General features: G+C 65.5%; 22 protein-coding genes. 16 read left to right on the top strand and 6 right to left on the bottom strand.

Annotated features, from left to right (window positions below):
• Window positions 1–136: 136 nt before the first annotated feature.
• From mltG to ACTIEY_RS10070, 8 genes are all read left to right on the top strand, one after another.
• Window positions 137–1,144, top strand: a complete 1,008-nt coding sequence (mltG, locus tag ACTIEY_RS10105; RefSeq protein WP_439518973.1) for an endolytic transglycosylase MltG — start codon at window positions 137–139, stop codon at window positions 1,142–1,144.
• A 20-nt stretch (window positions 1,145–1,164) separates the two neighbouring features.
• On the top strand, window positions 1,165–1,824 hold the full coding sequence (gene tmk / locus ACTIEY_RS10100) for a dTMP kinase (protein WP_439518972.1): 660 nt from the start codon (window positions 1,165–1,167) through the stop codon (window positions 1,822–1,824).
• Window positions 1,821–2,840, top strand: a complete 1,020-nt coding sequence (locus ACTIEY_RS10095; protein WP_439518971.1) for a DNA polymerase III subunit delta' — start codon at window positions 1,821–1,823, stop codon at window positions 2,838–2,840. Before tmk ends, ACTIEY_RS10095 begins: the two co-directional genes overlap by 4 nt.
• Window positions 2,841–2,982: 142 nt before the next feature.
• A complete protein-coding gene (locus ACTIEY_RS10090) occupies window positions 2,983–3,354 on the top strand; it encodes a PilZ domain-containing protein (RefSeq protein WP_439518970.1) in 372 nt (123 codons plus the stop codon).
• Window positions 3,355–3,436: 82 nt separating this feature from the next.
• Window positions 3,437–4,264 (top strand): TatD family hydrolase, encoded by an 828-nt coding sequence (locus ACTIEY_RS10085; RefSeq protein ID WP_439518969.1) that lies wholly within the window; start codon window positions 3,437–3,439, stop codon window positions 4,262–4,264.
• A 58-nt stretch (window positions 4,265–4,322) separates the two neighbouring features.
• Entirely contained in the window at window positions 4,323–4,961 is a 639-nt protein-coding gene (locus tag ACTIEY_RS10080; RefSeq protein ID WP_439518968.1) for an ankyrin repeat domain-containing protein, read from the top strand.
• Window positions 4,962–5,098: 137 nt separating this feature from the next.
• Window positions 5,099–5,587 carry a tripartite tricarboxylate transporter TctB family protein gene (locus ACTIEY_RS10075; RefSeq protein WP_439518967.1) on the top strand — a complete coding sequence of 163 codons (489 nt, stop codon included), beginning with the start codon at window positions 5,099–5,101 and terminating at the stop codon, window positions 5,585–5,587.
• Window positions 5,588–5,610: 23 nt separating this feature from the next.
• Window positions 5,611–7,122, top strand: coding sequence for a tripartite tricarboxylate transporter permease (locus tag ACTIEY_RS10070; protein WP_439519438.1), 1,512 nt, complete (start codon window positions 5,611–5,613; stop codon window positions 7,120–7,122).
• A 29-nt stretch (window positions 7,123–7,151) separates the two neighbouring features.
• Here the strand turns inward: ACTIEY_RS10070 and ACTIEY_RS10065 are convergent, their stop codons facing one another.
• Window positions 7,152–7,916 carry an SDR family oxidoreductase gene (locus ACTIEY_RS10065; protein ID WP_439518966.1) on the bottom strand — a complete coding sequence of 255 codons (765 nt, stop codon included), beginning with the start codon at window positions 7,914–7,916 and terminating at the stop codon, window positions 7,152–7,154.
• A gap of 274 nt (window positions 7,917–8,190) precedes the next feature.
• Between ACTIEY_RS10065 and ACTIEY_RS10060 the strand changes: the two genes are divergently transcribed.
• Genes ACTIEY_RS10060 through ACTIEY_RS10040 form a run of 5 tightly spaced genes read left to right on the top strand, consistent with a single transcriptional unit; the run spans window position 8,191 to window position 12,432 of the window.
• Window positions 8,191–9,033, top strand: coding sequence for an ABC transporter substrate-binding protein (locus tag ACTIEY_RS10060; RefSeq protein ID WP_439518965.1), 843 nt, complete (start codon window positions 8,191–8,193; stop codon window positions 9,031–9,033).
• A 12-nt stretch (window positions 9,034–9,045) separates the two neighbouring features.
• Window positions 9,046–9,732, top strand: coding sequence for an ABC transporter permease (locus tag ACTIEY_RS10055; RefSeq protein ID WP_439518964.1), 687 nt, complete (start codon window positions 9,046–9,048; stop codon window positions 9,730–9,732).
• Complete coding sequence (locus ACTIEY_RS10050; protein WP_439518963.1) at window positions 9,729–10,442, top strand: ABC transporter permease; 714 nt, start codon at window positions 9,729–9,731, stop codon at window positions 10,440–10,442. Before ACTIEY_RS10055 ends, ACTIEY_RS10050 begins: the two co-directional genes overlap by 4 nt.
• A 22-nt stretch (window positions 10,443–10,464) precedes the next feature.
• Complete coding sequence (locus ACTIEY_RS10045) at window positions 10,465–11,604, top strand: succinylglutamate desuccinylase/aspartoacylase family protein (RefSeq protein ID WP_439518962.1); 1,140 nt, start codon at window positions 10,465–10,467, stop codon at window positions 11,602–11,604.
• A gap of 27 nt (window positions 11,605–11,631) precedes the next feature.
• Window positions 11,632–12,432 (top strand): ABC transporter ATP-binding protein, encoded by an 801-nt coding sequence (locus tag ACTIEY_RS10040; RefSeq protein WP_439518961.1) that lies wholly within the window; start codon window positions 11,632–11,634, stop codon window positions 12,430–12,432.
• 3 nt (window positions 12,433–12,435) lie between these two features.
• On the opposite strand, the gene ACTIEY_RS10035 is transcribed toward ACTIEY_RS10040, so the two are convergent.
• Both ACTIEY_RS10035 and ACTIEY_RS10030 read right to left on the bottom strand, forming a co-directional pair.
• Complete coding sequence (locus ACTIEY_RS10035) at window positions 12,436–14,934, bottom strand: penicillin acylase family protein (protein ID WP_439518960.1); 2,499 nt, start codon at window positions 14,932–14,934, stop codon at window positions 12,436–12,438.
• 69 nt (window positions 14,935–15,003) lie between these two features.
• Complete coding sequence (locus tag ACTIEY_RS10030) at window positions 15,004–15,948, bottom strand: FHA domain-containing protein (RefSeq protein WP_439518959.1); 945 nt, start codon at window positions 15,946–15,948, stop codon at window positions 15,004–15,006.
• A 305-nt stretch (window positions 15,949–16,253) separates the two neighbouring features.
• Between ACTIEY_RS10030 and ACTIEY_RS10025 the strand changes: the two genes are divergently transcribed.
• Window positions 16,254–16,586 carry a hypothetical protein gene (locus ACTIEY_RS10025; protein WP_439518958.1) on the top strand — a complete coding sequence of 111 codons (333 nt, stop codon included), beginning with the start codon at window positions 16,254–16,256 and terminating at the stop codon, window positions 16,584–16,586.
• Window positions 16,587–16,588: 2 nt separating this feature from the next.
• Here the strand turns inward: ACTIEY_RS10025 and ACTIEY_RS10020 are convergent, their stop codons facing one another.
• Both ACTIEY_RS10020 and tadA read right to left on the bottom strand, forming a co-directional pair.
• Window positions 16,589–17,497 (bottom strand): LD-carboxypeptidase, encoded by a 909-nt coding sequence (locus ACTIEY_RS10020; RefSeq protein WP_439518957.1) that lies wholly within the window; start codon window positions 17,495–17,497, stop codon window positions 16,589–16,591.
• An 11-nt stretch (window positions 17,498–17,508) separates the two neighbouring features.
• Window positions 17,509–18,888 carry a tRNA adenosine(34) deaminase TadA gene (gene tadA / locus ACTIEY_RS10015; protein WP_439518956.1) on the bottom strand — a complete coding sequence of 460 codons (1,380 nt, stop codon included), beginning with the start codon at window positions 18,886–18,888 and terminating at the stop codon, window positions 17,509–17,511.
• Between the two features lie 108 nt (window positions 18,889–18,996).
• Between tadA and ACTIEY_RS10010 the strand changes: the two genes are divergently transcribed.
• Together ACTIEY_RS10010 and opgC are read left to right on the top strand one after the other, a co-directional pair.
• Window positions 18,997–19,935, top strand: a complete 939-nt coding sequence (locus ACTIEY_RS10010; protein ID WP_439518955.1) for a hypothetical protein — start codon at window positions 18,997–18,999, stop codon at window positions 19,933–19,935.
• Between the two features lie 164 nt (window positions 19,936–20,099).
• Window positions 20,100–21,266: an OpgC domain-containing protein gene (gene opgC, locus ACTIEY_RS10005; protein ID WP_439518954.1), complete on the top strand. Its 1,167-nt coding sequence runs from the start codon at window positions 20,100–20,102 to the stop codon at window positions 21,264–21,266.
• Here the strand turns inward: opgC and ACTIEY_RS10000 are convergent.
• Window positions 21,241–21,963: an SGNH/GDSL hydrolase family protein gene (locus tag ACTIEY_RS10000; protein ID WP_439518953.1), complete on the bottom strand. Its 723-nt coding sequence runs from the start codon at window positions 21,961–21,963 to the stop codon at window positions 21,241–21,243. The genes opgC and ACTIEY_RS10000 overlap by 26 nt on opposite strands.
• Window positions 21,964–22,031 lie beyond the last annotated feature (68 nt).

The raw sequence follows: 22,031 nt of genomic DNA, 5'->3' as shown, positions 1-22,031 counted from the left end.
TACTCGATGAATGGCGGGCAAGAGCCGGCCAGTGGGCAGGCGCGGGGCCCTGCGGGAGAGGGGGGCTCGATTATCATGGCCGGCCGGGCTGCCCGCAGCCCTCCCACCCCTTGTCCCTGCCCACACCAAGCCCGAGATGCGAATCCTCAAACTGCTGGTGGTCTACCCGCTGATCCTGGCCGTGCTGGCCGCCGTCGTCGGCATGTGGTGGCTGCAACAGCCGCTGCGCCTGCCCGCGGGCACCTCGGCGGAACGACCCCTGGATGTGACCATCGCCTCGGGCTCGTCGGCGCAGTCGATTGCCCAGACGCTGTCGGATGCCGGCATCGGTGCGCATCCCCAGATGCTCTACGCCTGGTTCCGCCTCTCGGGTGAATCGCGCGACATGAAGGCCGGCAGCTATGAGTTCGCCCCCGGCACCACGCCCCGGACCCTGCTGTCCAAGCTCGTTCGGGGCGAACAGGCGCTGCGCAGCATCACACTGGTGGAAGGCTGGAACGTGCGCCAGGTGCTGCAGGCCGTGCGCAGCGCGTCCGATCTCAAGCAGGACATGGAAGGTCTCAGCCAGGCCGACATCATGGCGCTCATCGGCTACCCCGGCCGCCACCCCGAGGGACGGTTTTTCCCGGACACCTACCGGGTGCTCAAGCACGCGCCGGCGTCCAGCGTGCTGCGCGCGGCCGCCAAGGCCATGGAAGAGCGCATGGCTCAGGCCTGGGCCCAGCGTGACCCCGCGACTCCGCTGCGCACGCCTGACGAGGCGCTGATCCTGGCCAGCATCATTGAAAAGGAAACCGGCCTGGAGAGCGACCGCCGTCGCATCGGTGGCGTGTTTTCCAACCGGCTGCGCATCGGCATGCGCCTGCAGACGGACCCCGCGGTCATCTACGGCCTGGGCGAAGCATTCGACGGCAACCTGCGGCGCAACGACCTCACCGAAGACACGCCCTACAACACCTACACGCGCGCCGGTCTGCCGCCCACGCCGATTGCCATGCCCGGCATGGCGTCCATCATGGCCGCGGTGCAGCCGCTGTCCACCAACTCCATCTACTTCGTGGCGCGCGGCGACGGCTCCAGCCAGTTCAGTTCATCGCTGGAAGAGCACAATGCGGCGGTCCGGCGCTACATCCTGCGCCGCTGAACCTCCCCCATCTCCCGCACATGCATCCGGCCGGACTCTTCATCACCTTCGAAGGCATCGACGGCGCGGGCAAGTCCACCCACATCGCCGCGCTGGCCGACGCTTTCCGAGCCGCGGGGCGTGGCCTGACACTCACGCGCGAACCGGGCGGCACGCCGCTGGCCGAGAAGCTCCGCGACATGGTGCTCAACGACGCCATGGACCCGCTGTGCGAGGCCTTGCTGATGTTTGCGGCCCGGCGGGACCACCTCGCGCAGGTCATCGAGCCCGCACTGGCACGGGGCGATGTGGTGCTGTGCGACCGCTTCACCGATGCCACGTTTGCCTACCAGGGCAGCGGGCGCGGCTTTGACCTGACGGTGCTGCGACAGCTCGAACAATGGGTGCAGGCGCGTCCCGATGCGACGGGACTGCGCCAGCCCGACCTGACCGTCTGGTTCGATCTGCCCCCGGACGTGGCCGCCCAGCGGCTGGCTGGCGCGCGCGTGCCCGACCGCTTCGAGGCCCAGCCCGTGGCTTTCTTCCAGCGTGTGGCAGAAGGCTACGCCCAGCGCCTGGCCGAAGACCCCGCCCGCTTCGTGCGCGTGCCGTCCGACCGATCGAAAGAGGCGGTCTGGCACGGTGTGCGCGCCGCGTTCGAGCAGCGAGGCTGGCTGCAACCTGCGCAGGCACCGGCATGAGCACCCTGGCACCCTGGCTGCAGACCCAACTGAAGGACCTGCTGGCCCAGCGGGGCCACGCCTTGCTGCTCGCCGGCCCTTCTGGCCTCGGGCAATACGACCTGGCGCTGGCGCTGGCCCGCGCCTGGCTGTGCGAGCGGCCGGGCCCGCAAGGCGCGTGCGGCGAATGCGGCAGTTGCCACGCCATCGATGTGCGCACGCACGCCGACCTGTGTGCCCTGATGCCTGAGACGCTGAGCCTGGAACTGGGTTGGCCGCTCGACGAGAGCGCGCAGAAAGAGATCGACGACAAGAAGCGCAAGCCCAGCAAGCTGATTCGCGTGGAGGCCGCGCGCGACGCAGTGGCCTTCACCCAGTTCACGCGCTCGCGGGGCAACACCAAGGTCATCCTGGTGTACCCGGCGGAGCGCATGAACATGGAGTCGGCCAACACGTTGCTCAAGACGCTGGAGGAGCCCGTGGGCGAGGTGCGATTCGTGCTCGCCACCGACGCCGCCCACCAGTTGCTGCCCACCATCCGCAGCCGTTGCCAGACGCACGCCATGGTGTGGCCCGACGAGGCCCAGGCGCTGGAATGGCTGGTGGCCCAGGATGCGGCCCGTGGAGCGAACAGGGAACAGGCCCGCGTGTGGCTGCAAGCGGCCGGTGGTCGACCCGACGATGCGCTGGATTGGGCTGCCTCCGGACTGCAGGGCGCGGCTTGGGGGCAACTGCCGGGTTCGCTCTCCCGCGGCGACTGGGCCCTGCTGTCGGACTGGGCGCCCGCGCGCCAGCTGGCGGTGCTGCAGAAGCTGTGTCACGACCTGATGGCCAAGGCCGCCGGCGCGCCGGCGCGCTTCTTTCCCGACGACCAGCTGCCGCCTGCACCCCGCTGGGGCGTGCTGGCCCAGTGGTCGCGCGAGCTCATGGCGGCGGCGCGCTCGGTGGAGCACCCCTACAGCGCCGGCCTGATGCAGGAAGCCTGGGCAGCCCGCACCCGCCAGGTGCTGGCAAGCACAGGGCAGGGCGGGGCCTAGTGGTGGCTCATCCCCACCAGGCCACCGCGCGGCGCCTGTCGGGACATAGCGCGCATATGTCACGGAAACACCCCGCTTTTGCACGCATGGCAGGGGTACTTCAGGGTCTTGTGCACCGACGATTGCCGCTAAACTGCCTCCCATGAGCACCAACCCTTCTCCAGCGGCCGCTGCAGCGCGCCCGAGCGTGATCCAGCTCTCCATCAAGGAGAAGGCTGCGTTGTATGCCGCGTACATCCCCCTGTTCGCCGATGGCGGCATCTTCATCCCGTCAGCGCGGGAGTACCGGTTGGGCGATGACGTCTATGTGCTGCTCAGCCTGCCCGACGACCCGCAGCGCTATCCGGTGGCGGGAAAGGTGGCCTGGGTCACGCCGCCCAAGGCACAGGGCGCTCGCACACAAGGCGTGGGCATCCGTTTCCCCGCTGACGAAAAGTCGCGCCAGCTCAAGCTGAAGATCGAGGAGATCCTCGGCTCCAACCTGGGTTCGGACAAGGCCACCCAGACGCTCTGATCCGTCCTCGCGGCGGTTTCTGCGAAGCCGATGCGGCGCACAATGCGTGTCCCATCGGCTTTTTGCTGCCCGTTCGATTCGCATGTTCACCGATTCCCATTGCCATCTGAGCTTTCCCGAGCTGCGTGAGCAGTTGCCCCACATCCTGCAGGCCATGGCCGAGGCGCAGGTCGAGCGCGCGCTGTGCATCTGCACCACCCTGGAAGAGTTCGAGGATGTCTACCAACTGGCCCACGACCATCCGCACCTGTGGGCGACGGTGGGCGTGCACCCCGACACCGAAGGCCTTCAGGAGCCCACGCTGGATGACCTGCTGGAGCGCGCTGCCCGCCCCCGGGTCATCGGCATCGGGGAGACGGGGCTGGACTACTACCGGCTCGGAGACCGCACGGTGGCCGACATGGCATGGCAACGCGAGCGGTACCGGACGCACATCCGGGCCGGGCGCCTGACCGACCTTCCGCTCGTCATTCACACCCGCAGTGCATCGGAAGACACCCTGGCGATCCTGCGGGAAGAGGGCGGCATCGGTTCCGCGACGGCCCGGGCCGGATCGGACGGCGCGCCCTCCCGCGGCGTGTTTCACTGCTTCACCGAATCCATGGCCGTGGCGCGCGCGGCGCTGGACCTGGGCTTCTACATTTCCTTCTCGGGCATCCTGACCTTCAAGACCGCCGCCGACCTGCGCGAGGTGGCTGCTTTCGTGCCACTGGACCGAACCCTGATCGAAACCGATAGTCCTTACCTGGCACCGGTGCCACATCGTGGCAAGACCAATTCCCCGGCCCTGGTGCCCTGGGTGGCGCGCCAGATCGCCGCCATCAAAGGCCTGGAGGTGCAGGATGTAGCCACCGCGACCAGCCGGAATTTTGATCTGCTGTTTGGCAGGGCGCTCGCCGCCGACTCCTGAAAACCTCTTGCAATACTTGAGATATATGAACAGACGCGTTGTTTTAAAAGCGATTTCCTTGTTGCCTCTGGTCAACCTGATGTCGGCATGGGCCAGCTCCTTCGACGACTTCTTCACGGCCATCAAGCGCGACGATGTCGGCGCGATCCAGGCCCTGGCACGGCGTGGCTTCGACCTCAATACCCGCAACGCCGCTGGAGAGCACCCCTTGTTCCTGGCGATCAGGGACGATGCGCCCGCCGTCGCCGACTTTCTGGCCGGCCAGAGTAAGGTGGATGTGAACGCCATCAGTGAGAAAGGTGAGACGCCGTTGATGATGGCCGCGCTCAAGGGACGCCTGGCGCTGGCCCGACGCCTCATCGAACGCAAGGCGGAGGTGAACAAGCCCGGCTGGACGCCGTTGCATTACGCCGCGACCTTCGCGGGTGCCGAAAGCCCGGCCATGGTGCGATTGCTGCTGGAGAACCACGCCTACATCGACGCCGAGTCGCCGAACCGGAGCACGCCGCTGATGATGGCCGCCCACTATGGCAACCCGGGCGTGGTCAAGCTGCTGCTGGAAGAGGGCGCCGACCCCTTGCTGAAGAACCAGAAGGGCCTGAGTGCCATCGACTTCGCCCAGGGCGCCAACCGGGCCGAAGCGGCGGAGATCATCGCCGCGTTCGTGCGGGCCAAGCAGCCGCGTGGCCGATGGTAATACCTTTCATTCATTCAAACATTGCTCCACAAGGAACGAAACGCCTGCTTTGAGGCCTGGAGTAGGTGTAATCCACATTGGTTCATCCAAACCGACGCATCAAAATCGCGCCGATACCCACAAATTGAGGAGACGCTGTGAAGCTCGCCAGTCAGAAGGACTTCTTTTCAGGACTCATGTTCACCATCGTCGGCATTGCCTTTGCCGTCGGTGCCACCAGTTTCACGGTCGGCACGGCATCCCGAATGGGGCCGGGCTACTTCCCGCTTCTGCTTGGCATCCTGCTCGCGGTGCTGGGCATTGCCGTCACCCTGTTGTCCTTTCGAAGCAAGGCCCCTGATGGCGACCCGATCGGTGCCTTCGCCTGGCGGCCGCTGGGCTACATCCTGGGCGCCAACCTGGCCTTTGGCGCCTTGCTCGTGGGCCTGCCGTCGATCGGCTTTCCGGCCATGGGGTTGATTGTTGCGATCTACGCACTGGTGATCATCGCCAGCATGGCACGCCCGAAATGGAGCCTGAAGGAATCGCTCATCCTGGCCACCATTCTCGCCGTGGGCAGTTACGGCGGCTTCGTCTACCTGCTCAACCTGCAGTTCCCCGTGTGGCCTGCTTTCCTGAATTCCTGATTCACTAGGCAGCACCCATCATGATGGAACTCTACGACCACCTGGCGCTGGGCTTCGGCGTCGCCTTCACTTTCCAGAACCTGGTCTATGCCTTCATCGGCTGCCTGCTCGGCACGCTGATCGGGGTGTTGCCGGGGATCGGCCCGCTGGCCACCATCGCCATGCTGCTGCCCGCCACTTACGGCCTGCCGCCGGTGGCCGCGCTGATCATGCTGGCCGGCATCTACTACGGCGCGCAATACGGCGGCTCCACCACCGCCATCCTGGTCAACTTGCCGGGTGAATCGTCTTCGGTGGTGACCGTGATCGACGGCCACCAGATGGCGCGCAAGGGCAGGGCGGGTCCTGCTCTCTCGGCCGCTGCGCTGGGCTCGTTCTTCGCAGGTTGTGTGGGCACGCTGGTGCTGGCGGCTTTTGCGCCGCCCCTCACCGAAGTGGCCCTGAGCTTTGGTCCGGCCGAGTATTTCGCGCTCATGGTGCTCGGTCTCATTGGTGCGGTGGTGCTGGCCTCCGGGTCGCTGATCAAGGCATTGGCCATGATCGTGCTCGGTCTTCTCATTGGCCTGGTGGGCACGGACGTGAACTCCGGCGTCGCACGGTTCAGCTTCGACATTCCCGAACTCACCGATGGCATCAGCTTCGTGGTGATCGCCATGGGCATCTTCGGCTACGGTGAAATCATCAGCAACCTGTCGCAGGACGAAGAGAAGCGGGAAGTCTTCGTGGGCAAGGTCAAGGGCCTGATGCCGACGGCAGAGGACTTCAAGCGCATGGCGCCTGCGGTGCTGCGCGGCACGGCGCTGGGCTCCGTGCTGGGGATCCTGCCGGGCGGTGGCGCCTTGCTGTCGTCCTTCGCGGCTTACACCATCGAGAAGAAGACCAAGCTCAAGCCCGGCGAAGTGCCTTTCGGCCAGGGCAACATCCGCGGCGTTGCGTCGCCCGAGGCGGCCAACAACGCAGGTTCGCAGACGTCGTTCATCCCGCTGCTCACGCTGGGCATTCCACCCAACGCCGTGATGGCGCTGATGGTGGGCGCCATGACGATCCACAACATCCAGCCGGGTCCGCAGGTGATGACCTCCAACCCCGAGCTGTTCTGGGGCCTGATCGCCTCGATGTGGATCGGCAATGCGATGCTCGTGATCCTGAACCTGCCGCTGATTGGCCTTTGGGTCAAGCTGCTGACCGTGCCGTACCGCTGGCTGTTCCCGGCCATCGTGCTGTTCTGTGCGATTGGCGTTTACTCGACCAACAACAACAGCTTCGACATCTGGATGGTGGCCATGTTCGGCTTCATCGGCTACCTTTTCATCAAGCTGGGTTGCGAGCCTGCGCCGCTGCTGCTGGGCTTGATCCTCGGGCCGATGATGGAGGAATACCTGCGCCGCGCCATGCTGATCTCTCGCGGGGACTGGTCGGTGTTCGTCACGCGCCCCATCTCTGCTTCGCTGCTTGCCGCGGCGGCCGTCTTGCTGGTGATCGTGCTGCTTCCATCCATCAAGAAGAAGCGCGAAGAAGCCTTCGTCGAAGACTGAAAAAGGGGCCTCTGGCCCCTTTCTTCATTTCATCCCCGGCCCACGAAGGGCATCTGGCTGGCCATCACGGTCATGTTCAGCACGTTGGTCGACAGCGGCAGAGCCGCCATGTAGCGCACCGCCTGCGCCACGTGCTCCACGTCCATCATGGGTTCCGTGGCCATCGTCCCGTTGGCCTGGCGCACCCCTTGTGTCATGCGTGCCGACAGCTCGGTCAGGGCGTTGCCGATGTCGATCTGGCTGCACACGATGTTGAAGTCCCGGCCATCCAGGGCGATGGTCTTGGTCAGGCCCAGCACGGCATGCTTGCTGGCCGTGTACGGGCTGCTGAAGGGGCGGGGCGCATGGGCCGAGATGGATCCGTTGTTGATGATCCGGCCACCTTGCGGCTTTTGCCGGCGCATCAGCCCGAAGGCCGCGCGTGCGCACAGGAAAACGCCGGTGACATTGGTGTCGATCACATCTTTCCAACGATCCACGGGCAGTTCGTCCATGGGAACCGCGGGCGCATTCACACCGGCGTTGTTGAACAGCAGGTCCAGCCTGCCGAAGCGCCGTTCGATGTTGTCGAACAAGGCCTGTACGCTTTCGGGGTCCCGAACGTCTGCGGGCACGGCCAGCGCCTGCTGGCCCGCAGCCTTGGCCGCTTCGGCCACGGCCGCCAGCGGCTCAGGTCGTCGGCCAGTGAGTACGACATGAAATCCGTCCTTCAAGAGCCCGAGCGCGACACTGCGACCGATGCCGGTGCCCGCGCCTGTGACGAGCGCGATCCTGGGAGAACTCTGTGATGCCATGGGTATGCCTTGTGGGTGGTTGGAAAAGTGGGTCTGATGGTAGTCGCGGCGGCGTGAATGCTCATTGCTTTGAAGTTCTACGATGTATATTATGTATAGTTCAATGTATAGAAGCTGCGGCCTGGAACTTGCTCATCCACCGCTGTCGCAAAGGCAGCGCCTTCAGGGCAAACACTGCTGACCCGCTTCCTGCGCTTCGTTACCCTGCACCTACAATCCATCGCCTGCAAACAACCATCGGGTCGTCCACAAGGCCGGCCTTCGAAAGATCTCCATGAAACACGCACTCCTGTCCCTCAGTCTCATTGGTGCCGCAGCGCTTGTCGGCTGTGGCAAGACCGAAACCCCTGCACCCGCACCAGCGCCCGCTGCCGCACCGGCCGCGGCACCTGCACCGGCTCCTGCAGAGATGCCGGAGCTCAAGGTCGCGATCGATCCGACCTACGAGCCGTTCACCTTCAAGACCGCCGACGGCAAACCCACCGGTTTCGATGTCGACATCGCCGAAGCGCTCTGCAACGAAATCAAGCGCAAGTGCGTGTACGTCGAACAGGTGTGGGACAGCATGATCCCGGGCCTCCAGGCCAAGAAGTACGACGTCATCGTCAGCTCGATGTCGATCACCGAGGAACGCCAGCAAGTGGTGGACTTCTCCGACAAATACTATTTCACGCCCAGCCGCATCGTGGTGAAGACCGGCACGGCATTCACCGACCTGGCGTCGCTCAAAGGCAAGAAGATCGGCGTCCTCAAAGGCAGCACGCAGGAAAAGTACGCCATGGCTGAGCTCAAGCCCGCCGGTGCCAGCATCGTTCCCTACGAAGCCCAGGATCAGGTCTATCTGGACATCAAGTCCGGCCGCCTCGATGGCACCGTGGCCGACCAGGTGGAGGTCAACGGTGGCTTCCTGAGCAAGCCTGAAGGTGCTGGCTACGGCTTCGTGGGCCCCGTCCTGAACGACCCCAAGTACTACGGTACTGGTGTCGGGGTGGCGCTGCGCAAGGGCGAGACCGAGCTCAAGGACCAGTTGAACGCAGCCATCAAGACCATTCGCAGCAATGGTGTCTACGAGACGGTGAGCAAGAAGTACTTCGACTTCGACGTCTACGGCAACTAAAAGCCCGGCGCCTTGACCGGCTACCACGCCTCGATCCTGCAGGGCGCCCTCCTCACGGTGGGCGTCTCGCTGGCGGCCTTGGTGGTGGCCGTCCTGCTGGGTCTATTGGGTGCCAGCGCCAAGCTCTCGGGCCGCCCCGTGCTCGTGGGCCTGGCCACGGTCTACACCACGCTGGTGCGGGGCGTCCCCGAACTGGTGCTGATGCTGCTGATCTTCTACGGCGGCACCATCGGCCTGAACCACTTGATCGAGGCAACGGGCAGCCGCGCCACGGTGGACATCAACCCGTTTCTCGCGGGCATGCTCACCATCGGCTTCATTTATGGCGCCTACATGACGGAAACCTTCCGCGGCGCCATTCTTTCCATTCCCAAAGGCCAGATGGAGGCGGGCTGGGCATTCGGCATGAGCCCGCTGCGCACCTTCTGGCGAATCACGGCACCGCAAATGGTGCGTTACGCGCTGCCCGGCTTCACCAACAACTGGCTGGTGCTGATCAAGGCCACGGCGCTGGTAAGCCTGATCGGTCTGCACGAGATGACCTACCTCGCCAAGCAGGCGAGCGCGGCCACGCGGGAGCCGTTCATGTATTTCCTGTTCGCTGCGGCCCTCTTCCTGATCTACACCACCGTCTCGCTGTGGGCCCTTCGGTGGCTTGACCGCCGCTTCAGCCTGGGCGTGAAGCGGGCGCGGGCATGAACTGGGAAGTCATCTTCCGGCCCACTTCGCTGGCCATGTACGGCGAAGGTCTCATCACCACGGTGTGGCTGCTGCTGTCGTCGCTGGGTGTGGGTGCCGTGCTGGCGCTGCTGTTCGCATTGGCGTTGACCAGTTCCATCGCGCCGCTGCGCTGGCTGGTCGGGGCCTACACGTATGTGATCCGCGGCACGCCATTGCTGATTCAGCTCTACCTCATCTATTACGGCCTGGCGCAGCTGGACTGGATCCAGGCGCGCTGGAACGACATCTGGCCCTGGACGCATTTCAAGGAGCCGTTCTTCTGCGCCCTACTGGCTTTCAGCCTGAACACGGCCGGCTACACGGCCGAGATGATCGCCGGGGCCATTCGCGAAACGGCCCCCGGTGAGATCGAGGCCGCGCAGGCCATGGGCATGAGCCGCCGTCTCGCGCTGCGCCGCATCGTGCTGCCCAGTGCCTTGCGCCGCACCCTGCCAGCCTACAGCAATGAAGTGGTGATGATGCTGCACGCCACCAGCCTGGCCAGCACGGTGCCGGCCATGCTGGATGTGACCGCTGCGGCCAGTCGCATCTACTCCGACTTTTACCTGCCCTTCGAGGCCTACTTGTTCGCCGCCGCGATTTACCTCACCATCACGTTCAGCCTGGTGGGCGCCTTCAAGCTGGCCGAGCGCCGCTTCCTGGCCCACCTCGCTCCGCGAGCTCATTGAATCGCGAAGAGAATCCAACGGCATGCAGCGCATCGAACATCCCCTGCCGAGTCCCAGCCTGGGCAGCCAGAAGACGCTGGTGAGCTTTCATTTCGGCTCGCCCGACGCCAGCCCGAAGGTTTACGTCCAGGCCAGCCTGCACGCGGAAGAACTCCCGGGCATGCTGGTGGCGCACCACCTTCGCGAACACCTGCAGGCCGCCGAAGCCGACGGCCACATCAGCGGCCAGGTGGTGCTGGTGCCGGTGGCCAATCCGATCGGCCTGTCCCAGCGGCTGGACCACAAGCCCATGGGCCGCTTCGAGTTCGACACGGCGCAGAACTTCAACCGCCACTACCCCGACCTGGCCGAAGCCGTACTGGCCGAGGCCACGAAGCAACTGGGGCAGGATGCGCAGGCCAACGTGGCGACGGTGCGCGCGCTGGTCGGCCAGTGGCTCCGGTCGTGGCAGCCCTCGAGCGAGCTGGAGGGCCTGCGTCGGCAACTGCTGCGGCTGTCGCACGACGCCGACCTGGTCCTGGACCTGCATTGCGACGGCGACGCGGTGATGCACCTCTACAGCGAGGAAGCGTGCTGGCCTCCGCTGGAACCCCTGGCGCGCCTGCTGGGTTGCAGGGCCGTGCTGCTGGCGCGCGAATCCGGCGGCGGCCCGTTTGACGAGCGCCTCTCGGGTCTGTGGTGGCAATTGGCCGATCGCCTGAAGGCGGCCGGCGTGCAGGTGCCGCTGCCCCAGGGCTGCGCCAGCACCACCGTGGAGTTGCGCGGTGAGGCGAACGTCTCGCACACGCTGGCGCGGCAGGACGCCCAGGCGCTACTCGCCTTCCTGGAGCACATCGGCGTGATCGCCACGCCCCACCCGCCCGCGCTGCCTGCCCTGCCCTGCACGCCCACGCCGCTGTCGGGATCGCAGACGCTGCGTTCACCAGTGCCCGGCGTGCTGGTGTTCCTCGCTGCCACCGGCGCCCGCCTGGCCGTGGGCGACGTGGTGGCCGAAGTCATCGACCCCACCGCGCCGGAACACGCGCGCGTTCACCCGGTGCGCGCGGAGGTGCCCGGCGTGCTGTATGCCACCGTGCGCGAACGCTACGTCGTTGCCGGCGGTGAGGTGGGCAAGATCGCCGGCCCCACGCCGTTCCGTTCAGGCGACCTGCTCGGCGCCTGAAACACGCTTTCAACCCTGGCCATGCCCATGACCATCGACACCGCCTCCGCCCGCTCGACGTCCCGACCGCTGCTGGAGGTGCACGACATCCACAAGCGGTTTGGTGATAACGAAGTGCTCAAGGGTGTGTCGCTGCAGGCCCGCGCGGGCGACGTCATCAGCCTGATCGGCAGTTCGGGCTCCGGCAAGAGCACGCTGTTGCGCTGCATCAACCTGCTGGAGAACCCCAACGCCGGGCGCATCGTGCTCGGCGGCGAGGAACTCCAGCTCAAGGCCGATCGACACGGTGAACTGCGGGCCGTGAACGCCGCGCAATTGCAGCGCTTGCGCACCAAGCTGGCCATGGTCTTCCAGCACTTCAACCTCTGGGCGCACATGACGGTGCTGCAGAACATCATCGAGGCGCCCGTGCACGTGCTCGGGATCCCGAAGGACAAGGCCGTGGAGACGGCGCGCCGCTACCTGGAACGCGTGGGACTGCGCGGCGTGGAAGACCGCTACCCCTCGCACATGAGCGGCGGCCAGCAGCAGCGGGTGGCGATTGCGCGCGCACTGGCGGTGGAACCCGACGTGATGCTGTTCGACGAACCCACCAGCGCGCTCGATCCCGAGCTGGTGGGCGAGGTGTTGCGCGTGATGAAGCTGCTGGCCGAGGAAGGCCGCACCATGGTGGTCGTCACACACGAGATGGGCTTTGCAAGAGAGGTGTCCTCTCACCTCATCTTCCTGCACAAAGGTTGCATCGAGGAACAAGGCGTGCCGGCCGAGGTGCTCGCGCGCCCGAAAAGCGAGCGCCTGGCCCAGTTCCTCTCCGGCAACCTCAAATGAGCGTCAGGGGCTGAGCGTGAGGCTCGACGCCCACTGCGTCGGGTTCATCGACAGTGTGCGGTACTGAACGCCCGCCCAGGGCTCGCTCATGTCGCGGTAGCGGCCCGAAAACACATTGCCGCTCTGCCCGGTCTGGTAGATGAAGCGTGAGTTGTCCAGATCGGCCAGGTCGTAGATGGCGCGCAGGCTGGCGGCGTGCCGGTTGGCGTACGGGGCATCCAGCTTGTCCAGGTGGTATTGCCCCACGTTCACCGTGAATGGATCGCCTCCCGTGGGCGTGCGAACCTCGAAGAAGTGCGCCAGGGGCTTCACGTTGCTGAGCGGCCGGTGGATGGAAATCGCGGGATGTGCTTCGCCCCATCGCCAGGCCGCCACGTCGGCACCGTGCACTTTCTGCAGCCGGTCCAGTGCATCGGCCAGCGCCGCGCTGCTGGCGGCGGCGCATCCTGCTGCCCCGCACCAGTTCGCGTCATCGCGCTCCAGGATGCCCTCGATGGTGTTGCGGAACAGCCGCTTGCCGTACATCGCTTCAAAGCGTTCCTTGCCCAGTCGCCCACCGACCACTTGCCGGGTGAACGAGTCGGCCCATGCCGAGTAAATGAGGGGTGCAGCCCGGTCGGCGCTCATGACGCCGTCGAAATCTTTCAACGCCGCCTGCGCGGCCGCCGCCAGCGGATGGTCGGACGCGGTCTTCTGCAGGAAGGGCAGCAGGCGCAACGTGGCCTGGGAGAACTGGTCGGCGTGCATCGCCTGAAAGGTGGCGACGCTGTGGCTCGGTGTCTTCTCCAGCAGTGCTTCGATGCGTTCCTGCCGGTAGGGAGCGGCCCAGTCCTGCGTCAGGAAGTGCGGGTAGTCCGGGCCGTGGATGCGCTGGTTGGCGGTGGCGATCCAGCCGCGCGAACCATCATCCTGGGGGGTGTCCTCGAACGGCAGCCAGCCGGTCCAGTCGTAGCGCGCATCCCACCCTGGCGCAGGCGCCACACCGCGAATGTCGTTGGCCGGCAACCTCAGCGGAATCTTGCCGACCGCCTTGTACTGGATGCGACCACTGCGGTCGGCCATCACCACGTTCTGCATGGGCGCGTGAAACTCGCGCATCGCCTCCAGCAGTTCCGGCACCGAGCGCGCCTGGTTCGACTTCATGGTGGCCACCACGTTGCGGTTGTCCGCGTCGAGCGCCGTCCAGCGAAGCGACAGCACGAAGCGCGTGGTGTCGAGCACCTGCGCATGTGCGGCCTGGGCATCGCTGAGCACCGGGCCGTGGCGCGTGCTGCGCACCGTGTGGATCACATCCATCTGGCCCTTGACGCGAATCGTCTCTGAACGGGTCGTGAACGGCGCCCAGGCCGGTTCGCTGCCTGGGCCGGGAACGCGGTACTGCGACGGGTTGGCCGGGTTGAGCTGCTCGAGGTAGAGGTCCTGCACATCGGGGCCGGTGTTGGTGAAGCCCCAGGCGACTTCGGCGGTGCGGCCGAGCACCACGAAGGGCGTGCCGGGCAGCGTGGCCCCGATCACGTCCATACCGGGCATGCCCTCGGCCGCGGGCGCCTGCAGCCGCGCGAAATACCAGATGGCGGGCGCACTCAGGCCCAGGTGCGGGTCGTTGGCCAGCAGCGGCTTGCCGGTGGCGCTGCGCGAACCGCCGACCACCCAGTTGTTGGACCCCTTGCCTTCCACGTCGCCCAGGCCTTGCGACCAGAGCGCCAGATCCGCGCCGATGCGGGCGAGGAACGCCTCACGCATGCCGTTGACGGGGGCCGGTGCGGTGCTTGTGGTGAGCGGGGTCGTGCGGTAGACGCCCAGATCCTTGTACAGCGCGGCAAGATCGGCCGACGATGCCGGCTGCTCGCCCGGATAGGGTGGAAACAGTTCCCAGAGCGCCCGGGTCTCGATCACTTTGAGCGCCGCGAGCCGCGCGAACTCGTTGCCCCAGTTCCCGCCGAGGTCCAGCGCCATCATGATCGACCAGCCCACGCTGTCCAGCGGATCCCACCAGGTGCCGGCGCGCGCCTGCTCCGAAGGATCGATGCCCAACAGCAGGAATTCCAGGCTGAGCGACTGGCTGCCTTGCGCGAAGAAGGCGTTGATGCCCGCGCTGTAAGCCTTCACGGCCTCCTTCGCCTCGGGCGGCAGACCATCGAACTGCGCACGTGCGGCCTCGCGGATGCCCAGTGTGCGCATCAGGCGGTCGGTCTCCAGCGTGGCCGGGCCCAGCACTTCGGAGAGCTGGCCGCGCATCACGCGGCGGTTGAACTCGAGTTGCCAGCCGCGCTCCTGCGCATGCACATAGCCCATGGCCATCCATGCGTCGGTGGGGCGACTGGCGAGGATGTGGGTCACATCGCTGGCATCGCGCTGCACCTTCACCGGCGCGGTGAGGCCCGGCAAGGCGAGCGAACCCGACATCTGGGGCAGGCTGCGCTGCACGTAGAACGCCGCCAGCGCCACGAGCAGCACCAGCACAAAGCCCAGCAGGGCGACCAATCGTCGAATCCAGCGCACGGGTTGTCTCCTGCATCGCTCCGAGGCCGGGCACCGGTCCGAAAGCGTTTGTTTTAAAGGTCGCCAGGTCTACTTGCGGACGAGGGCGTGACCGAGTGAAAGCGTGCCGTCCACCAGCTTGAAGCTCACGGTGGGGGCGCTGAAGTCGCTGAAAGGCGCGCCCATGGCGATCTCGCCATCGCTGTGCAGCAGGCATTCCTGACGGCGCAGCGAAATCGCGTTGTCGCCACCGGAAAACCGCACCCAGGTGCCGTAGCTGCTGATGTCTTCGAGCACGTAGTTGCCGGAGCGGATGTCGATCGCCGCGTGCAGGCGCGACACGCGGGGGTCGCTCACGATGAAGTCGGCCTCGGGCACGCGCCCGATCTTCAGCGGCAGGTCGGTGATGTTGAAGGCGTGGGTGGAATCGAGCCAGGCCAGTTCGATGCCGCCGAACATCGACTCGGCGGAGTTGTGCAGGGCATGCAGGTCGGCGGGCAACGTCAGGAACTCGGAGAGCATTTCGGGCTGCCATTCCACGCGGAACACCTCGCACGGTTCCACCCTGCCCTTGATGCGCATGGGCCCCAGGCTGCGGCTGCGCACGCCGTTGCGGGGCCCGAGCTTTCGGATGACGGTGTCGGTGGCCATGATCTGCTCGGGGCCGGCCAGATCGCTCAGTCGCGAGGCCACATTGACGGCGTCGCCAAAGCAGTCGCCATCGACGACCACCACCTGCCCGCGGGCCATGCCGATCTGCATTTGCAGCTTGAGGCGGTTGGGCCACTGGGCCACACGCTTGGCGTGCTCCTGCTGGATCTGCACCATGCTCTCCACCGCGCTCCGGTTGTTCGAAAACGACAACAGAACACCGTCGCCCAGCATTTTCACGACCTTGCCGCCACTCTCCACGCCGATCGTGCCGATCCACTGCGTCAGCCGGGTCACGGCCTTGGTGGCGCGGTCGTTACCCAGTGTTTCAAACACGGACACGCTGCCGGTCAGGTCGACAAAAGCAATAGTCAGTTCGGCCATAGGGACAGAGGAATATGCGCTGGATTACAACACACCGCCCCCCGTATTTTGAGAGCGGGCGCGACCCCTCGCCATACCCCGGTCGGCGGCTTGACAGACCTTGTTTTTAGGCTGCGCGAACCGGTTTCGCGGGCATCAACAGGCATAAAAAGGTATTACACACTTCAGCCTCATTCTGAAAAAACCCCTGTAAACATTTGATTTATCTGTTGTTTTTCGACTTTGATGCAAAATATGTCATGCACAAGCCGTGAAACGGGACGTATCCTGTATCCAATTCGTACAAAGTCGTTGAGGCCACTTCCATGCGCTGGTTCAAACCCGGTATCCGCCACAGTATTTCGGCGCTTCTGAGCCCTGAAGTGCGCAAGGACTCGACCGAGGCCCTGGAGCCGGTGCGGGAAGCCATGCTGGCCGTGCTGGGCGAAGAAGGTGCGAGGGCCAACCCCCAGCTCACACGGAAACTCAAATACCTCCACGACGCCCACGCCCTGTGGTTCGCCCGTGCCGAGATGGTGGCCGCGCTCAGCCAGTTGCACGGCGAGGCGCTGGCGGTGCACCGGGTGCAGAGCCTGTCACCCGTGTTCCAGGGCCTGGTCCCGAAGAGCCTGATGGACGCCTGCCGGATGAGGCGCTAGCCTCAGCCCCAGAAGATCAGGGCATCGCGCCCATCGACCATCAGGTCGACCTTGCGGCCCACGGGCAACAACACCTTGGTCTGGACATGCCCGAACGGCAGGCCTGTGAACACCGGTGTCTTTGTCTGCGTGCGCAGCCACTCCACCACCCGCTTGAGGTTGAAACCCCGGTCGTAGCCCGGCACCAGCTTGAAGCGGTTGAACGATCCCAGGAGCACCGCCTTCTGTTGCGCAACGATCCCGGCGTTCACCAGCTGGGTGAGCTGCCGCTCGATGCGGTACGGGTGTTCGTTCGTGTCTTCCAGGAACAGGATGCCGCCTTTCACCGCCGGCAGATACGGCGTACCCACGAGCGAGCAGATGACGTTGAGGTTGCCACCCCAGAGCGTGGCGCCGCGCACGCGCAGCACGGTGTCCTTCACCGCTTCGGGCGCCGGCAGCGTCCAGCCCGCGCCCTCCCCGTGGCCGACCAGCAGATCGTCGAAGCACGCCTCCATGATGTCGTCTGGCGCCTCGGCGCCGAAGTCCTCCCCGAGCGCGGGGCCGCCCCAGGTGATGCCGCCGGTCCGGGCGAGCAGGGCCATCTGCAACGCGGTGAAGTCGCTCAGGCCCACGAACTGCGTGCCACCTTCGATGGCTTTGGTGATCTGCTTCAGGGGCAACCGGCCGAGGATGCGCGTGAGCCCGTAGCCGCCCCGCGAAATCAGAGCGACGTCGGCCCCGCTCGCGGCTGCTCGGCCAATGGCCGCCAGGCGCGTGTCGTCGTCGCCGGCAAATCGCATGTGGCTCTTGAGCACCGACTCGTCGAGCTCGACGTCGTGACCCAGGGTCTTGAGCCGCGCCACGCCGCGCCGGAAGGCGGCCTTGTCGCGCACGGCGCTGGAAGGAGAGTAGATGTAGATGTGGCTCATGTTGGCCCGGATTATCCCGTGGAGAAATGCCGTACCGCCGCTTGCGCGATCGCCTCGCCATGCTCCTGGACGAAGTGGCCCGCCTGCGGCAGCAGCAAGGGCTCGGGGCAGCCACGAATGTGCGCTTGCAAGCCACGCATCACCGGTTCGCCCAGCACCGGGTCCTGCTGGCCGATGGCCATGAGACTCTGGCCCTGCCAGTCGTGCTGCCAGAAATCACGGGCCTGGCGCGACAAGGCCGCGCCATCGTCGTCGGCGTGTTCGGGCACCAGCGCGGGGAACGCCCGCAGTGCAGCGCGGTGCCCGCGATCGGGGAACGGGGCCTCGTAAGCCTCGCACTCGGCCGGGCTCATCTGCGGGTTGCCGCGCGCAAACAGGCGCGCCACGCTGAAGTCGGGGTTCTGTGCGCACATGTCGCGCCAGGCCAGAAAGCCCGGTGACAGTGGCGCGTCGCCCGTGGCCAGCGTGGTGTTCATCACCAGCAGGCCGCGGTAGCGCGCGGGCGATTCCATGGGCAAGGTGAGGCCGAGCAGCCCTCCCCAGTCCTGAACGACCAGCACGACGTTCTGCAGGTCCAGCCGCTCGATGAACTCGAGCAGCACCTGCCGGTGCCAGCTGAACCGGTGTGCACCCTCCTTCTTCGGCTTGTCGCTGCGCCCGAAGCCAATGAGGTCGGGCGCCACCACCCGGCCACCACCGGCCAGCAGCGTGGGAATCATCTTGCGGTAGAGGTAGCTCCATGCCGGGTTGCCATGCAGGCACAGCCATGTGATCGGCTCCTGGGCGCCACCCTCATCCAGGTAGTGCAGACGCAGGCCGTCCAGCGAGGTGAGATCGCTCACGTAATGCGGCCGCCAGGGGTAGTCGGGCAGCGCCTCGAAACGCTCGTCGGGCGTGCGAAGCGCGTTTTCGCGCAGGGGATGTGGGTTCACTCGGCGCTCCTTGAAGAATTCGCGCAGCAGGCCTGCACAGTCATCGGCCAGCACCCCGCCCTGCACCTCGGTCTGGTGGTTCAGGCGCGGCTGGGCAAAGAGGTCGAGCACCGAGCCGGCGACACCGGTCTTGGGGTCGGTGGCGCCGAAAACCACGCGGGCCAGTCTCGCGTGCAGCATCGCCCCGCTGCACATGGCGCAGGGCTCCAGCGTCACGTACAGCGTGCAGCCGTCAAGGCGGTAGTTGCCCAGGGCCCTGGCAGCCGCGCGCAGGGCCACGATCTCGGCGTGTGCGGTGGGATCGTGTCCTTCGATGGGTGCATTGCGTCCGGTGGCGACGACCCGGCCATCCTTCACCACGATGGCCCCCACCGGCACTTCGCCCGCCTGTGCGGCGGCGCGGGCCTCGTCCATGGCCAGGCGCATGAAGGCCTCGTCGGCGGGCAGGGAGACAGACATGCGGCTGAGTTTAGGTGAGGCTCGTGGAGTGCGAAAAAATAGCACTTAAGACCTAAAATTGAACCCCCGGCATACCCGAGACGTTCAGCAAATGCAGATGGCGAACATATGAAAGCTCGATCCCCATCCATCCTTTTCGCTTTCATCTGTGCAACGGGCCTGCACATGTCCATGGCTTGGGGTGCCTCGCCTGAGGTCAAACAGATTTCTCGTCGAATTCTGTCCCAGGGTTCAGGAGCGGCAACCATGTTTTATGAGCACGGGAATCTGAAAATCAGCCCTCCGTCAGATCGTGGTTGGTGCCCCAAAGGCCATCGGCATTACAAAGACTATTCAGGTGTCATGCCTCCCGTCGCCTACCCGCAAACGCCGGTATCGCTGGTGCATGTCCACTCCTGCAACCCGTCTGTGAACATGATTGCTGCATTTGAAGCGAAGGAATCAAAAGAGCCTGCCTGGCAGCTTGAGTTGCCGCCATACGAACAAGCGGTGGGGTCCTATGCCGAACCCGTTGAGGGCCCCTCGCCGAATCAGGCCGGTCTGGTCTTGTTGAGCCGGGGCAAGTTGGCCACACTGGATCTGAATGGGCGTGTCACACGCTTCAACGTCCCGTCTCCATGGTCCAGAACCACCTACGACGGCAGGAAGTTTTTTCAGATCATCGACCGACTTGGAGGTTTTGAGCCCGAGTTTGTCTTAAGAGAGATAGACAGCGTCACTGGTCAGGTGCGCGTCGTCACAAAACTGCCGGAAACGGACTGGATGAGTCACGCGAATGGCCAGGACATCCTGATGCTGGATTCCGCTCACGTATTGATTGGCACCCATTCGAGCACCCGATTTGCACAGCGCACGCAAGTCCTGGTCGTCCATCTTGAACAGGGAAGGATCATTTTCAGGAAGATCTATCAGCCTTATCGCCCGTCATCCAACTCATTGATGGCGGTGGCCCCTGGTGGAAAGTTCGCCGTCCTGCTTCAGAAGTACACCAACAGCGAACTCATGGTTGAAGAGTTTCAGCTCGCCCCGTCCGGGTCGCGAAAATAGGCCTCCCTGGCTGCTGACGGCTGCATCCACGGTGAAGTGGCCCTCAACCAGGGTGTGCAGGCGCACGAACACCGAGGCGCAGGGCGGGCACAGTAGGGAGTTGGGAACTTGCAGCCCGCAGGAACCACTACCACTGATATCCACATTCCGAGGTGACCCACCGCATGAGCCAGGACGCGCGCCGATGGGAGCTCGACGCCTTGCGCGGTCTGATGCTCGTGCTGATGACCCTGACGCACCTGCCCACGCGGGTGTCGGACCCGGCCGGGCAGCCGCTGGGTTACGTGTCGGCGGCCGAGGGTTTCGTGCTGCTGTCGGCCTACATGGCGGGCATGGTCTACAGCGACAAGGCCTACCGCCAGGGCGATGACGCCATGAAGTCCGCGTTTTTCAACCGGGCGCTCAAGCTCTACGCCTGCCAGCTGGCGCTGCTGCTGTTTGCGTTCACCGTCATTGCCGGCATTGGCCTGGTCAGCCGCGAGGAGTCCATCACCGGCCTGCTCGGCTTCTTCCTCGAAAAACCCGTCGTGGCTCTGGTGAGTGCCAGCCTGCTGCTCTACAGCCCTGCGCTGCTGGACATCCTGCCCATCTACATCGTGTTCATGCTGATCAGTCCCGTGATCCTGATGCACGGGCAGGAGCACGGGTGGCGTGGCGTCCTGCTGCTCAGCCTGCTGGTGTGGGTGGGCGCGCAGTTCGGTCTCGGGCCAGCGGTTTTCCAGTGGGCCACCGGCTGGTTCGACATGCCGCTGCGCTACCGGGACATGGGGGCCTTCGAGATCCTGGGCTGGCAATTTCTGTGGGTGCTTGGCCTGTGGCTGGGGGCGCTGCACAGCCAGCCGGACCGCGAGCCCACCCGCTTTCCGCGCTGGATGGTTTGGGTGGCGCTGTTGTTCGCGCTCAGTGCCTTTGCGTGGCGGCACGCCGTGGGCCAGGTACCGCTGCCCGGGAGCGTTGCGGTGAACCTGATGTTCGACAAGTGGCAACTGGGTCCCTTGCGGCTCATCAACGTGCTCGCGCTGTTGCTGCTCGCCATGCACTTTGCACCGGTACTCAAGCGGCACCTGCCTCGCTGGCGGGCGCTGGAAACCCTGGGCAAGGCCGCGCTGCCGGTGTTCTGCGCGCACCTGGTGCTGGCCTTGCTGGCGCTCGCGCTGTTTGGTGCCGCCCGCCCCGAGCGGCCCTGGTCGGTGGACCTGCTGGTCCTGTTCGTCGGCTTCTACAGTTTGTGGCTGGTGGCCAGGCTGTCGCTGGCGCGGGACCGTCGGCTGGCGGCGCGGCGCGCGCGCAAGCAGGCGCGCAAGGTCACACTTTCAGGTGCGATGCAATGACGCGTTGCCAGAGGGCATAGCCGTCGGCATTGAGGTGCAGCCGGTCGCTCGAGAAAAGCTCGCCACGCGGCTGTCCGCTGGCATCGAGCATCAGCGAATACACGTCGATGAAGTCGAGCTGCGGTTCGGTCTGGCTGTAGGTCCGGATCAGCTCGTTGGCCTCTCGTACCTGGGGCATGAGGCCCGCGCGCAAGGGACTGGGCTTGATCGACACATAGGCGATGCGGCTGCCGGGCAGGTCGGCCTTGATCGCCTGCACGAACGCGCTGAAGCGCTCCAGCACCTGCTGGGGCGTGGCGCCTTCGGCAATGTCGTTCTCGCCCGCATACACCACCACCAGGCGCGGCTTGTAGGGCAGCACCAGCCGGTCGACCAGCTTCACGCAATCCAGCAGTTGCGATCCACCGAAGCCGCGCTTGATCACCACGGGCTGGTCGGCGAAGCTGGTTTCCAGGTCGTTCCACAGGCGGATGGAGGAACTGCCGACAAACAGAACGCCACCGGGCTGCGGTGTCTGGCGCAGGTCCGCCGCGGCGAAGGCCTCCAGGCTGGCGTGCCAGCGCGGGTCCACCGTGGCGGGCGCCTTCTCGGGTGGACGGGCATCCTGCGCGGCCGTTGGCACGAGCAGACCGGTGACCACCAGGCCGCAGACGACCAGGGACAGGTGCAGGACGGGACGCAGGAATCGTCGAAACATGGTGGTGTGCAGGCTGCTCGAATGGATCAGGGAGCCGGGTGGACCGGGTCGGATGGACAAAGTTCACC

The sequence above is a fragment of the Hydrogenophaga sp. genome (assembly GCF_051858985.1).
In the GTDB taxonomy this organism is placed as follows: domain Bacteria; phylum Pseudomonadota; class Gammaproteobacteria; order Burkholderiales; family Burkholderiaceae_C; genus Hydrogenophaga.
The sequence above is the reverse complement of the archived record's forward strand: the minus strand, read 5'-3'. Positions and strand labels throughout refer to the sequence as shown.